Origin of the sequence: Enterobacter sp. 118C5 (assembly GCF_034107645.1) — a bacterium.
Classification (GTDB): Bacteria; Pseudomonadota; Gammaproteobacteria; order Enterobacterales; family Enterobacteriaceae; genus Enterobacter; species Enterobacter nematophilus.
This window is the reverse complement of record NZ_JAWNEU010000009.1, coordinates 76,195-89,204: the sequence shown is the minus strand read 5'-3', so window position 1 is coordinate 89,204 and position 13,010 is coordinate 76,195. Positions and strand designations below refer to the sequence as shown.

The 13,010-nt window shown below is 55.2% G+C and carries 18 protein-coding genes; 11 read left to right on the top strand and 7 right to left on the bottom strand.

Features of this window, described 5'->3' with window-relative positions:
• Positions 1–35 precede the first annotated feature (35 nt).
• The 7 genes from murA to mlaF form a co-directional block, all read right to left on the bottom strand.
• The gene (murA, locus tag UTO39_RS15730; RefSeq protein WP_028014560.1) at positions 36–1,295 is read right to left on the bottom strand and encodes a UDP-N-acetylglucosamine 1-carboxyvinyltransferase; all 1,260 of its coding nucleotides are present in this window, start codon (positions 1,293–1,295) and stop codon (positions 36–38) included.
• A gap of 50 nt (positions 1,296–1,345) precedes the next feature.
• Positions 1,346–1,600, bottom strand: a complete 255-nt coding sequence (gene ibaG, locus UTO39_RS15725) for a BolA family iron metabolism protein IbaG (protein WP_008501458.1) — start codon at positions 1,598–1,600, stop codon at positions 1,346–1,348.
• Positions 1,601–1,726: 126 nt separating this feature from the next.
• A complete protein-coding gene (gene mlaB / locus UTO39_RS15720; protein WP_320727543.1) occupies positions 1,727–2,020 on the bottom strand; it encodes a lipid asymmetry maintenance protein MlaB in 294 nt (97 codons plus the stop codon).
• Complete coding sequence (gene mlaC, locus UTO39_RS15715; protein WP_320727542.1) at positions 2,020–2,655, bottom strand: phospholipid-binding protein MlaC; 636 nt, start codon at positions 2,653–2,655, stop codon at positions 2,020–2,022. The genes mlaB and mlaC overlap by 1 nt, the downstream gene beginning before the upstream one ends.
• Positions 2,656–2,672: 17 nt before the next feature.
• Positions 2,673–3,221, bottom strand: a complete 549-nt coding sequence (gene mlaD, locus UTO39_RS15710) for an outer membrane lipid asymmetry maintenance protein MlaD (RefSeq protein WP_041911946.1) — start codon at positions 3,219–3,221, stop codon at positions 2,673–2,675.
• A 4-nt stretch (positions 3,222–3,225) separates the two neighbouring features.
• On the bottom strand, positions 3,226–4,008 hold the full coding sequence (mlaE, locus tag UTO39_RS15705) for a lipid asymmetry maintenance ABC transporter permease subunit MlaE (protein ID WP_028014564.1): 783 nt from the start codon (positions 4,006–4,008) through the stop codon (positions 3,226–3,228).
• A gap of 7 nt (positions 4,009–4,015) precedes the next feature.
• The gene (gene mlaF, locus UTO39_RS15700) at positions 4,016–4,828 is read right to left on the bottom strand and encodes a phospholipid ABC transporter ATP-binding protein MlaF (protein ID WP_320727541.1); all 813 of its coding nucleotides are present in this window, start codon (positions 4,826–4,828) and stop codon (positions 4,016–4,018) included.
• Positions 4,829–5,055: 227 nt separating this feature from the next.
• Here mlaF and UTO39_RS15695 point away from each other — a divergent pair, with 227 nt between their 5' ends.
• The 11 genes from UTO39_RS15695 (at position 5,056) to npr (ending at position 12,975) form a co-directional block, all read left to right on the top strand.
• Positions 5,056–6,033 carry a calcium/sodium antiporter gene (locus tag UTO39_RS15695; protein ID WP_028014566.1) on the top strand — a complete coding sequence of 326 codons (978 nt, stop codon included), beginning with the start codon at positions 5,056–5,058 and terminating at the stop codon, positions 6,031–6,033.
• Between the two features lie 13 nt (positions 6,034–6,046).
• The gene (gene kdsD / locus UTO39_RS15690; RefSeq protein WP_023333606.1) at positions 6,047–7,033 is read left to right on the top strand and encodes an arabinose-5-phosphate isomerase KdsD; all 987 of its coding nucleotides are present in this window, start codon (positions 6,047–6,049) and stop codon (positions 7,031–7,033) included.
• Between the two features lie 14 nt (positions 7,034–7,047).
• On the top strand, positions 7,048–7,614 hold the full coding sequence (kdsC, locus tag UTO39_RS15685; protein ID WP_025756695.1) for a 3-deoxy-manno-octulosonate-8-phosphatase KdsC: 567 nt from the start codon (positions 7,048–7,050) through the stop codon (positions 7,612–7,614).
• Positions 7,611–8,186 carry an LPS export ABC transporter periplasmic protein LptC gene (lptC, locus tag UTO39_RS15680; RefSeq protein ID WP_028014568.1) on the top strand — a complete coding sequence of 192 codons (576 nt, stop codon included), beginning with the start codon at positions 7,611–7,613 and terminating at the stop codon, positions 8,184–8,186. The genes kdsC and lptC overlap by 4 nt, the downstream gene beginning before the upstream one ends.
• The gene (gene lptA, locus UTO39_RS15675; protein WP_061096949.1) at positions 8,155–8,709 is read left to right on the top strand and encodes a lipopolysaccharide ABC transporter substrate-binding protein LptA; all 555 of its coding nucleotides are present in this window, start codon (positions 8,155–8,157) and stop codon (positions 8,707–8,709) included. The genes lptC and lptA overlap by 32 nt, the downstream gene beginning before the upstream one ends.
• Positions 8,710–8,715: 6 nt before the next feature.
• Positions 8,716–9,441 carry an LPS export ABC transporter ATP-binding protein gene (gene lptB, locus UTO39_RS15670; protein WP_028014570.1) on the top strand — a complete coding sequence of 242 codons (726 nt, stop codon included), beginning with the start codon at positions 8,716–8,718 and terminating at the stop codon, positions 9,439–9,441.
• Positions 9,442–9,488: 47 nt separating this feature from the next.
• On the top strand, positions 9,489–10,922 hold the full coding sequence (gene rpoN, locus UTO39_RS15665) for an RNA polymerase factor sigma-54 (RefSeq protein ID WP_061096948.1): 1,434 nt from the start codon (positions 9,489–9,491) through the stop codon (positions 10,920–10,922).
• Between the two features lie 22 nt (positions 10,923–10,944).
• Positions 10,945–11,232 carry a ribosome hibernation promoting factor gene (gene hpf, locus UTO39_RS15660; RefSeq protein ID WP_014171818.1) on the top strand — a complete coding sequence of 96 codons (288 nt, stop codon included), beginning with the start codon at positions 10,945–10,947 and terminating at the stop codon, positions 11,230–11,232.
• A gap of 82 nt (positions 11,233–11,314) precedes the next feature.
• Positions 11,315–11,806: a PTS IIA-like nitrogen regulatory protein PtsN gene (gene ptsN / locus UTO39_RS15655; RefSeq protein ID WP_008501443.1), complete on the top strand. Its 492-nt coding sequence runs from the start codon at positions 11,315–11,317 to the stop codon at positions 11,804–11,806.
• A gap of 45 nt (positions 11,807–11,851) precedes the next feature.
• Entirely contained in the window at positions 11,852–12,706 is an 855-nt protein-coding gene (rapZ, locus tag UTO39_RS15650) for an RNase adapter RapZ (RefSeq protein WP_014885397.1), read from the top strand.
• A complete protein-coding gene (gene npr / locus UTO39_RS15645) occupies positions 12,703–12,975 on the top strand; it encodes a PTS phosphocarrier protein NPr (RefSeq protein WP_003861872.1) in 273 nt (90 codons plus the stop codon). Before rapZ ends, npr begins: the two co-directional genes overlap by 4 nt.
• Positions 12,976–13,010 lie beyond the last annotated feature (35 nt).

Here is a 13,010-nt window from a genome sequence, read left to right as displayed (position 1 = left end):
CCCCGGTCATTTCTGGCAGGGGGCTGCCGGAACGATTACTCGCCCTTCACACGCTCGATATTGGCACCCAGCGCGCGCAGTTTGTCTTCGATACGTTCATAGCCACGATCGATGTGATAAATACGATCCACCACCGTTGTGCCTTCCGCGATACAGCCCGCCAGCACCAGGCTTGCAGACGCACGCAGATCCGTTGCCATTACCTGAGCACCGGACAGTTTCTCGACGCCATGGCAAATCACGGTATTACTTTCGATCTCAGCATGTGCACCCATACGGATCAGCTCCGGTACGTGCATAAAGCGGTTCTCGAAAATCGTCTCGGTAATCACACCGGTTCCTTCGGCAACCAGGTTCAGCAGGGTGAACTGCGCCTGCATATCGGTCGGGAATGCCGGATGCGGCGCCGTACGCACGGTTACCGCTTTAGGACGCTTGCCGTGCATGTCGAGGCTGATCCAGTCTTCACCGGTTTCAACATCGGCACCTGCTTCACGCAGCTTCGCCAGAACGGCATCCAGAGTGTCTGGCTGTGCATTACGGCAGACAATCTTACCGCCAGAGATCGCCGCAGCCACCAGGAAGGTGCCGGTTTCGATACGGTCCGGCAGAACGCGATACACACCACCGCCCAGACGCTCAACGCCTTCGATGGTGATGCGGTCAGTCCCCTGGCCGGAAATCTTCGCACCCAGCGCCACGAGGAAATTGGCGGTATCCACGATCTCCGGTTCACGCGCGGCGTTTTCGATGATGGTAGTACCTTCTGCCAGCGTCGCAGCAGACATGATGGTGACGGTAGCGCCAACGCTCACTTTGTCCATGACAATGTGCGCGCCTTTCAGACGGCCATTGACGGAGGCCTTAACGTAACCTTCTTCCAGCTTGATCTCTGCGCCCAGTTTCTCCAGGCCAAAGATATGCAGGTCAACCGGACGCGCGCCGATGGCGCAGCCGCCCGGCAGCGAAACCTGACCCTGACCGAAACGTGCCACCAGCGGGCCAAGCGCCCAGATAGATGCACGCATGGTTTTCACCAGATCGTAAGGCGCAGAGAAGTTGTTCACGTTGCTGGCGTCGATCCAGACGGAACCGTTGCGCTCAACTTTCGTGCCCAACTGGGTGAGCAACTTCATGGTCGTGTCGATATCTTTCAGCTTCGGTACGTTCTGAATTTCTACCGGCTCTTCCGCGAGCAGCGCAGCAAAGAGGATTGGTAGCGCGGCGTTCTTCGCGCCAGAAATTGTGACTTCGCCCTGGAGACGCGTTGGCCCCTGTACACGAAATTTATCCATTGTGTGCTCTCTTATAAATTCAACCGTGCTGCGGGCCTGTCGCCCTCAGCTCAAAAACCGTTTAGTTTGCGATCGCGTGCCCACTCTTGCGGGGTGAACGCTTTAATCGACAGGGCGTGGATGCGGTTATCCGCAATATATTCCATCAGCGGCGCGTACACAGCCTGCTGCTTCTTCACACGGCTCATACCGTCGAACATCTCACCCACAGCAATAACCTGGAAGTGACTGCCATCGCCAGTGACGTGGGCTTCCTGAAGGGAGAGTGCATTCATCAGCACTGTCTGGATTTCATGATTTTCCATGGGCTCTTAATCATCTGATAGTGAAAACAAGCCCAACATCTTAGAGCAAAGTGGCGTCGTCTTAAACAAGCAAAAAGCCCCGACGATGAAACTGTCAGGGCTTTCGGAAGTAACGCACTGAAAATATTAACGAGGCAGTATGTCCTGAGGCAGATTGTAGAGTTGCGCAAGGGTAACGACATTGTCACTCGCGCCATGAAGCATGACGCTTGTTCCCTGCTTTTTGCCTACGGCAACCAGATGGGCAAGCAGCGCAACGCCTGCCGTATCCACCCGCGTGACGTCAGTTAAGTCGATAAGCGTCACGCCTTGCATCGCTTCATGGCGTTTATCCCACAGCGGGTTCAGCAGATCCTGGTCCAGTTCACCGGACAGCCTTAACGTCTCACCTTCACGCGACCAGCGGAGTTGCTGCGACATTACTTCTTCTCGTCCAGGGTAATTTTCTGGCGAGAAATAGACTGCAGCTGTGCGGTCAGGCCATCAATGCCCTTGGTGCGCAGCAGGTCACTCCACTCATTCTGTTTAGTGGTGATCATGCTCACCCCTTCGGCGATCATGTCATACGCCTGCCAGTGGCCGGTCTGGCTGTTTTTACGCCACTGGAAATCCAGACGCACCGGTGGACGGCCGTTAGGATCGTTGATGGTTACGCGAATAGGAATGATGGTGGCATCGCCAAGCGGCTGTTCTGGCGCAATCTGATAGGTCTGACCGTGGTACATCGCCAGCGCCTGGCCGTAAGCCTGTTTCAGGTATTCACGGAATGCAGCAAAGTAGGCTTCACGCTGCGCAGGCGTCGCGTCTTTGTAATAACGCCCCAGCACCAGCGCTCCCGCGTATTTGATCTGCACATACGGCAGCAGCTCCTGGTCAACCACGTCACGCAGATAGTCAGGATTCGCGCGAATTTTTGGCTGTTCGTTTTTGAGACGGTCGAAGGTTTTCTTCGCAGCTTCGTCCATCAGTTTGTACGGGTTGCTCTGATCCGCAGCATGCGCCGCAGTGATAGGGGCAATGACCAGCATGGCAACCATTAACAGTCGTTTAAACATGAATGACTTCTCCTGAATTAATTCGCAGCACCAGGGGTCGGCGCAACGTTGGTATGGTCTTCACTCTGCGCAGGGGCATCGTCAGACTTTTTATCATCCCCTTTACTGTTGTAAAGGAACTGACCAATCATGTCCTCCAGCACCATCGCGGACTTCGTATCCTGGATAACGCTACCGTCTTTAAGGATAGTCGTTCCCAGCTCAGGGTCTTCAAAGCCCACGTTAAGGGCCAGATATTGTTCACCCAGCAGGCCGGAAGTACGGATAGAAAGGGAGCTGGTGTCCGGAATGTGGTTGTAACGTTCTTCGATATCCATCGCGACGCGCGGCAGATACGTTTTCTCATCGAGCGTAATGTCAGATACGCGGCCGATCACCACGCCGCCAATACGGACCGGTGAACGTGCCTTCAGCCCGCCGATGTTATCGAATGTGGCATAGATGCGATACGTCGGCTCGGTGCGTACTGAGGTGATATCTGCCGCTCGCAGGCAGATAAACAGCGCCGCCAGCAGCGCCAGCAGCAGGAAAACGCCGACCCAAATTTCATTTTTTCTCGTTTGCATGAACTCAATTCCCAAACATCAGTGCGGTGAGCACAAAATCCAGACCCAGTACGGCCAGCGACGAATGTACGACAGTACGTGTAGTTGCACGGCTAATGCCCGCCGAGGTCGGGATGGCATCGTAACCATTGAACAATGCAATCCAGGTGACCGTAATGGCAAATACCACGCTTTTAATCAGGCAGTTAACCAGATCCATTCGCAGGTCGATGGCGTCCTGCATCGCGGACCAGAAGAAACCGGCATCAATGCCTTTCCAGTGGACCCCAACCAGCGAACCGCCCCAGATCCCCACGGCGACAAACAGAATAGTCAGTAGCGGGAGCGAGATCACCCCCGCCCAGAAACGCGGCGAGATCACGCGACGCAGCGGATCGACCGCCATCATCTCCATGCTGGAGAGCTGCTCGGTGGCACGCATCAGGCCAATCTCAGCCGTCAATGCCGATCCTGCACGCCCGGCGAACAGCAGCGCCGCCACCACCGGCCCCAGCTCGCGCAGCAGCGAGAGCGCCACCAGCATCCCGAGGCTGGTTTCCGCACTGTAGGTTGTCAGGACGAGGTAGCCCTGCAGCCCCAGCACCATGCCGATAAACAGACCGGAAACAATAATGATGAGCATCGACAGCACGCCGACATTGTAAAGCTGACGCACCAGCAGAGGGGCGTGCTTGCTAAACTCCGGCTTGCCGACCAGCGCGTTGAATAACATCAATCCGGCACGCCCGAACGTCCTGATGGTTTTTATGCCACGGTGTCCGAGAGCGGCCAACGCATTTAACAGCATGAGTGGCTTAACTCCCTATTCCCAGTAAATCGTCACGATAATCGCCCGCCGGGTAGCGGAACGGTACGGGTCCGTCAGCAATACCGTCAAGGAACTGCCGCACGCGCGGATCGCAATTTTCCTGCAGCGCCAGGGCGCTACCGTGTGCAACGATCTTTTTGTCCGCCACGATATAGGCGTAATCGGCAATGCTCAATACTTCCGGTACATCGTGAGACACCACGATACAGGTTACGCCAAGCGCGCTGTTCAGTTCAGAGATGAGCTTTACCAGCACGCCCATCGTGATAGGATCCTGCCCGACGAACGGTTCGTCGAACATGATTAAATCGGGCTCTAATGCAATGGCTCGCGCCAGCGCGGCGCGGCGCGCCATCCCGCCGGAAAGCTCCGAAGGCATCAGCTTCGCGGCTCCCCGCAACCCCACGGCTTCAAGCTTCATCATCACCGTGCTTTTCAGCAGCTCAGGCGGCAGGCTGGTATGCTCGCGTAGCGGATAGGCTACGTTATCAAAGACGTTCATGTCGGTGAACAACGCCCCTGACTGAAAGAGCATACTCATGCGTTTGCGGACAGTATACAGGCGCGAGCGCGACATCTCCGGGACGTTTTCGCCATCGAAGAGGATTTCACCGCTATCCGGTGGGATCTGACCACCAATAAGGCGCAGGAGAGTCGTTTTACCGATCCCGGACGGCCCCATGATGGCGGTGATTTTGCCACGCGGTACGGTCAACGAAATATCATCGAATATCAGACGATTGCCGCGAGAAAAACTCACCCCGCGGACATCGACAATATTCGCCATCGTTTGGCTCATTTATAGTTCCTTTCTTACCCTGCTCACGTTAAGGCGTGCAGCCTGAATCAGCCCTTAACCCCGCATTTTTACAGAATATTAGCCGTTGAGGTTAGCGAAAGCTGGCATTTGTTTTACTTTTCCGGCGCATAAAGTCAAAATTAGGAATTCGTTACGCCTCAGACCGTATGCAGTCCAGCCATTCCCGCGCGATGGACCGACAAGTATACCTGAAGAAAGGACTTTTGATGCTTTTAGCAACAGCACTGTTAATCATTGGTTTACTGTTAGTGGTCTACAGTGCTGACCGTTTAGTCTTTGCTGCATCTATCCTGTGTCGCCTGACGGGCGTACCGCCTGTTGTCATCGGGATGACCGTGGTCAGCGTTGGCACGTCACTTCCTGAAATCATCGTCTCCGTCTCGGCGTCGCTGCATGGTCAGTTGGACCTGGCAATTGGCACCGCGATTGGCTCTAACATCGTCAATATATTACTGATTTTAGGCCTTGCGGCACTGCTCCATCCATTTCGCGTCCATTCTGATGTTCTGCGACGTGAATTGCCGCTAATGTTAGTCGTAAGCCTGCTGGCAGGATGCGTATTCTATGATGGCGTACTGAGCTATAGCGACGGCATTTTCCTGCTGGCGCTGGCCGTCATCTGGTTACTGTATAGTGTTAAAATTGCCCGCCAGGCGGAAAAACAGGGTCAGGATAGCCTGACGCGTGAGCAGGTTGCCGAACTCCCGCGTGAAGGTACGCTGCCGGTCGCCCTGCTCTGGCTTGGCGTTGCGCTGATCATCATGCCGATGGCAACTCGCATGGTTGTGGATAACGCGACGGTACTGGCGAACTATTTCGCCATGAGCGAACTGACGATTGGCCTGACGGTGATTGCTATCGGCACCAGCCTGCCGGAGCTGGCCACCGCCATTGCGGGGGCGCGTAAAGGGGAAGATGACATCGCCATTGGTAATATCATCGGCTCCAACATATTTAATATCGCGATTGTCATGGGCCTGCCGGCTCTGATTACGCCGGGGCCGTTTAACCCTCTGGCGTTTTCACGCGATTACGGGGTGATGCTGCTGGTCAGCGTGATATTTGCCCTGCTCTGCTGGCGGCGGCAACGCCAGATCGGCAAAGGCGCAGGCGCGCTGCTGACGGGTGGATTTATCGTATGGATGGCGATGCTGTACTGGCTCTCGCCTCTTCTCTCTGGGTAAACGGAAACGCATTATGTCGCAAATAGAATTGCAGCCGGGTTTTGACTTTCAGAAAGCAGGCAAAGAGGTTCTGGAGATTGAACGTGAAGGTCTGGCGCAGTTAGATCAGTACATTAATCAGGATTTTAGTCTGGCATGTGAGAAGATGTTCTACTGTGCCGGGAAAGTCGTGGTGATGGGGATGGGCAAGTCCGGCCACATTGGGCGCAAAATGGCGGCAACGTTTGCCAGCACCGGAACCTCGTCCTTCTTTGTACACCCGGGGGAAGCCGCGCACGGCGACCTGGGGATGGTCACGCCGCAGGATATCGTTATCGCGCTGTCCAACTCCGGTGAGTCCAATGAAATTCTGGCATTGATCCCCGTACTGAAGCGTCTGCAGGTGCCGCTGATTTGCATGACCAGCCGTCCGGAAAGTAGCATGGCGCGTGCGGCCGATATTCACCTGTGCGTTAAAGTGCCGAAAGAGGCCTGCCCGCTCGGCCTGGCGCCAACGTCCAGCACCACCGCCGCGCTGGTCATGGGCGATGCGCTTGCCGTCGCGCTGCTCGAAGCCCGCGGTTTTACGCCGGAAGATTTCGCGCTCTCCCACCCGGGCGGCGCGCTGGGACGTAAGCTGCTGCTGCGGGTAAACGATATTATGCACACCGGGGATGAGATCCCTCACGTCAGTAAAGAAGCCTCCCTGCGTGATGCCCTGCTGGAAATCACCCGCAAGAATCTGGGGATGACGGTCGTGTGCGACGATCTGATGAAAATTCAGGGGATCTTCACCGATGGCGACCTGCGTCGCGTGTTCGACATGGGTGTAGATGTCCGCACGCTCGGCATTGCCGATGTGATGACGCCCGGCGGCATTCGCGTGCGTCCGGGTACGCTGGCCGTGGATGTGCTGAACCTGATGCAGTCCCGCCATATCACCTCCGTTATGGTTGCCGATGGCGACCAGTTGCTGGGTGTGGTACATATGCATGATCTGCTGCGCGCTGGCGTAGTGTAATAAAGGATAAGACAATGAGTAATGCGGGTGCATCCCTTGCAACCTGTTATGGTCCGGTCAGTACCCAGATGATGGCAAAGGCGGAAAATATTCGTCTGCTCATTCTGGATGTGGATGGCGTACTTTCCGATGGCCTGATTTACATGGGCAATAACGGTGAAGAGCTGAAAGCGTTTAACGTTCGCGACGGCTACGGTATCCGCTGTGCGCTCACCTCAGGTATCGAGGTTGCTATCATCACCGGACGAAAAGCTAAACTGGTAGAAGACCGCTGTGAAACCTTAGGCATTACCCATCTTTACCAGGGTCAATCCGATAAGATGGCAGCGTTCAACGATTTACTGGGTAAACTGGCTATCGCACCGGAAAACGTGGCCTACGTCGGGGACGACCTGATTGACTGGCCGGTGATGGCCGAAGTCGGTCTTAGCATCGCGGTTGCTGATGCTCATCCGCTGCTGATCCCACGCGCTGACTACGTTACCCACATCAACGGTGGCCGGGGTGCCGTCCGTGAAGTCTGCGATCTGCTTCTGCTGGCGCAGGGCAAGCTTGATGAAGCCAAAGGGCAATCGATATGAGTAAAACCAGACGTTGGGTTATCATTCTGCTTTCGCTTGTCGCACTGGTATTGATTGGCGTGAACCTTGCCGATCGCGACGATACGCAAACGGAAGTCGTCAACAATAACGATCCAACCTATAAAAGCGATCACAGCGACACCGTGGTCTATAGCCCGGAAGGTGCGCTGAACTATCGCCTGATTGCCCAGCACGTTGAATACTTTTCCGATGACGGCGTTTCGTGGTTTACCCAACCTGTCATGACCACTTTCGATAAAGACAAAGTGCCGACGTGGTCAATTAAGTCAGATCGGGCCAAACTGACAAATGACCGTATGCTTTATCTGTATGGCCACGTTGAAGTCAACGCCCTGACCGCTGACTCGCAACTGCGAAAAATTACGACGGATAATGCTCAGATCAACCTGGTAACCCAGGACGTGACGTCGCAGGATCTGGTCACACTGTATGGCACAACATTTAATTCCAGCGGTTTAAGAATGCGCGGGAACTTACGCAGCAAGAACGCCGAGCTGATTGAAAAGGTTAGAACCTCCTATGAAATTCAAAACAAACAAACTCAGCCTTAAAGTAATTATCGCCAGCGCGATGCTGGCGGCCAGTCTCCCCGCGCTTGCTGTAACGGGCGATACCGACCAGCCGATCCATATCGAGTCCGACACCCAGTCTCTCGATATGCAGGGTAACGTCGTCACCTTCACGGGTAACGTCGTCGTGACGCAGGGCACCATCAAAATCAACGCCGATAAAGTGGTCGTTACCCGTCCGGGCGGCGAGCAGGGCAAAGAGATCATTGATGGTTACGGCAACCCGGCCACCTTCTACCAGATGCAGGACAACGGCAAGCCGGTGAAGGGCCACGCCTCGCATATGCACTATGAGCTGGCGAAGGATCTGGTCATCCTGACCGGAAAAGCGTACCTGGAACAGCTGGACAGCAATATTACCGGTGACCAGATTACCTATCTGGTGAAAGAGCAAAAAATGCAGGCCTCCAGCGAGAAAGGCAAACGCGTAACCACCGTGCTGGTTCCGTCGCAGCTGCAGGACAAAGGCAAGGGCCAGGCCCCGGCACAGAAGAAGAGTAACTAATTCGCTATGGCAACATTAACTGCAAAAAATCTCGCGAAGGCCTATAAGGGCCGCCGTGTCGTAGAAGATGTCAGTCTGACCGTCAACTCCGGCGAAATTGTGGGCCTGCTTGGCCCGAACGGTGCGGGTAAAACCACCACCTTCTACATGGTGGTTGGCATTGTGCCGCGCGATGCCGGCAACATTATTATTGACGATGAAGATATCAGCCTGCTGCCGCTGCACGCGCGCGCGCGCCGTGGCATCGGCTATCTGCCGCAGGAAGCCTCTATTTTCCGTCGTCTGAGCGTCTTTGATAACCTGATGGCGGTCCTGCAAATTCGCGACGACCTGACCAACGAACAGCGTCAGGATCGCGCCAACGAGCTGATGGAAGAGTTTCACATCGAGCACCTGCGCGACAGCCTGGGCCAGGCATTGTCCGGGGGTGAACGTCGTCGTGTTGAGATTGCGCGCGCGCTGGCCGCCAATCCGAAGTTTATCCTTCTGGATGAACCGTTTGCGGGCGTTGACCCGATCTCCGTTATCGACATTAAACGCATTATCGAGCATCTGCGTGACAGCGGGCTTGGCGTGCTGATCACCGACCACAACGTTCGTGAAACGCTGGCGGTATGTGAACGCGCGTATATCGTGAGCCAGGGCAATCTGATCGCTCACGGTACGCCACAGCAGATCCTCGAAGACGATCATGTTAAGCGCGTCTATCTTGGGGAAGACTTCAGACTCTGATAGGGTAGAGGTAACGTAACGCCGAACCGGAGAAAAATGCTCTGAACATGAAGCAAGGTTTGCAATTAAGGCTCAGCCAACAGCTGGCGATGACGCCGCAGTTACAGCAGGCAATTCGTCTGTTGCAACTGTCCACCTTAGAACTCCAGCAGGAGCTCCAGCAGGCGCTGGACAGCAACCCCCTGCTGGAGCAAGCCGATCTTCATGACGAGGTAGATACCCAGCAGTTGCAGGACACAGAAGCGCTCGACACCGCGGATGCACTCGAACAAAAAGAGATGCCGGACGAGCTTCCGCTGGATGCCAGCTGGGATGAAATCTATACCGCCGGCACCCCTTCCGGCACGCGTGCAGACTACCAGGACGACGAGCTACCGGTCTACCAAGGTGAAACCACCCAGTCGCTGCAGGATTACCTGATGTGGCAGGTAGAGCTTACCCCCTTCTCCGATACCGACCGCGCCATTGCCACTTCGATTGTCGACGCCGTTGATGACACCGGCTATTTGACCGTCACGCTGGACGACATTCTGGAAAGCATGGGCGATGAAGAGATTGAGATTGAGGAGATTGAAGCGGTACTGAAACGCATTCAGCGCTTCGATCCGGTTGGGGTGGCCGCGAAAGATCTGCGCGATTGCCTGCTGATCCAGCTTTCTCAGTTCAGCAAAGAAACACCGTGGCTCGACGAGGCACGCTTAATCATCAGCGATCATCTGGATCTTCTGGCTAACCACGATTTCCGCACCCTGATGCGCGTGACGCGCCTGAAGGAAGAGGTGCTGAAAGAGGCGGTAAATCTCATCCAGTCCCTCGATCCGCGTCCCGGTCAGTCGATCCAGACCAGCGAACCCGAGTACGTTATCCCGGACGTGCTGGTCAGAAAACACAATGACCGCTGGGTCGTTGAACTGAACTCTGACAGCATCCCTCGCCTGCAAATCAACCAGCAGTACGCCTCCATGTGTACCAGCGCGCGCAACGACTCCGACAATCAATACATTCGCAGCAATCTTCAGGAAGCGCGATGGTTGATCAAAAGCCTGGAGAGCCGGAATGATACCCTGCTTCGCGTGAGCCGCTGCATCGTTGAACAGCAGCAGGCATTCTTTGAGCAGGGCGAAGAGTATATGAAACCGATGGTGCTGGCGGATATCGCCCAGGCCGTCGAGATGCATGAATCCACCATTTCCCGCGTCACCACGCAGAAGTATCTGCACAGTCCGCGCGGTATTTTTGAGCTTAAGTATTTCTTCTCCAGCCATGTGAACACCGAGGGTGGCGGCGAAGCCTCCTCAACGGCGATTCGCGCCCTGGTGAAGAAGTTGATCGCCGCGGAGAACCCCGCGAAGCCACTAAGTGACAGTAAGTTGACCACCATGCTGTCCGATCAGGGTATTATGGTGGCACGTCGTACTGTTGCGAAGTATCGAGAGTCTTTATCCATTCCGCCGTCTAACCAGCGTAAACAGCTGGTCTGACACAACCGATAAGGAAGACACTATGCAGCTCAATATCACAGGACACAACGTCGAGATTACTGAGGCTTTACGTGACTTCGTGAACGCTAAGTTCGCGAAACTCGAGCAGTATTTCGAAAGGATCAACCAGGTCTACGTTGTGTTAAAAGTGGAGAAAGTGACTCATATCTCGGATGCGACCCTGCATGTAAACGGGGGTGAGCTCCATGCCAGTGCGGAAGGGCAGGACATGTACGCGGCTATCGACGGCTTGATTGACAAGCTTGCGCGACAGCTCAATAAACATAAAGATAAACTGAAACAACACTAATTGTCCGGGCAGTTAACGGGTGCAGGACGGCCTGTTGTGAAACACAACAGGCCATTTGTACAGTTAGCGCTTAGGTGAAATTATGATGAACAACGATTCCGCTCTTCAACTGAGCAATGTCCTTAACCAGGAATGTACCCGCAGTGCCGTTCACTGCCAGAGCAAAAAACGTGCGCTGGAGATCATCAGTGAACTGGCTGCAAAACAGCTGGGCCTGCCGCCGCAGGTGGTGTTCGAAGCAATTCTGACCCGTGAAAAGATGGGCAGTACCGGTATCGGCAACGGCATCGCGATCCCGCACGGCAAGCTGGAAGAGGACACCCTGCGTGCCGTCGGTGTGTTTGTGCAACTGGAAACGCCAATCGCTTTTGACGCCATTGATAACCAGCCCGTCGATCTCCTCTTCGCGCTGCTGGTTCCTGCCGACCAGACCAAGACCCATCTGCATACGCTTTCGCTGGTTGCTAAACGTCTGGCGGATAAAACCATCTGCCGTCGACTGCGCTCAGCCCAAAGTGATGAAGAGCTTTATCAAATTATCACTGAAGCAGAAGGCAATCAGGATGACGCATAACCAGGTGATGGCCTTCACATCTGTTGTCCTGAGGAGAAACGGAACATGGTGCTGATGATTGTCAGCGGTCGTTCAGGGTCGGGTAAATCCGTTGCCCTGCGCGCGCTGGAAGACATGGGTTTTTACTGCGTCGATAACCTGCCGGTCGTGTTATTGCCCGATCTGGCACGCACGTTAGCGGAGAGACAAACCTCCGCCGCCGTCAGTATCGACGTGCGTAACATGCCTGAATCCCCGGAGATCTTCGAACAGGCAATGAGTAACCTGCCTGACGCGTTCTCGCCTCAGCTGCTGTTCCTTGATGCCGACCGCAATACCCTGATCCGCCGCTACAGCGACACCCGTCGTTTGCACCCGCTTTCCAGCAAGAATCTCTCGCTGGAAAGCGCCATCGACGAAGAGAGCGATCTGCTTGAGCCGCTGCGATCTCGTGCCGATCTGATTGTCGACACCTCAGAGATGTCCGTTCACGAGCTGGCGGAAATGCTGCGTACCCGCCTGCTGGGCAAACGCGAGCGCGAGCTGACGATGGTATTCGAATCCTTCGGCTTTAAGCACGGTATTCCGATTGATGCGGACTATGTTTTCGACGTGCGCTTCCTGCCGAACCCGCACTGGGATCCAAAACTGCGTCCAATGACCGGTCTGGATAAGCCCGTGGCGGCGTTCCTCGACCGACACACAGAAGTTCACAATTTTATCTACCAGACGCGAAGCTACCTTGAGCTATGGTTACCTATGCTGGAGACAAACAATCGTAGCTACCTCACGGTAGCGATTGGCTGTACCGGCGGTAAACATCGTTCGGTCTATATCGCCGAACAGCTGGCCGACTATTTCCGCTCGCGCGGTAAGAACGTTCAGTCCCGTCATCGCACGCTGGAAAAACGTAAAACATGACCGTAAAACAAACCGTTGAGATCACCAACAAGCTGGGCATGCATGCGCGCCCGGCGATGAAGCTGTTTGAGCTGATGCAGGGTTTCGATGCAGAAGTGCTGCTGCGTAATGACGAAGGCACCGAAGCGGAAGCCAACAGCGTGATTGCGCTGCTGATGCTGGACTCCGCCAAGGGGCGTCAGATCGAGGTAGAAGCCACCGGACCTCAGGAAGAGGAAGCCCTGGCGGCGGTAATTGCGCTGTTTAACGCCGGCTTCGACGAAGATTAGGCCTGCTATTCTGGCGGGTGGCGCTGCGCTTACCC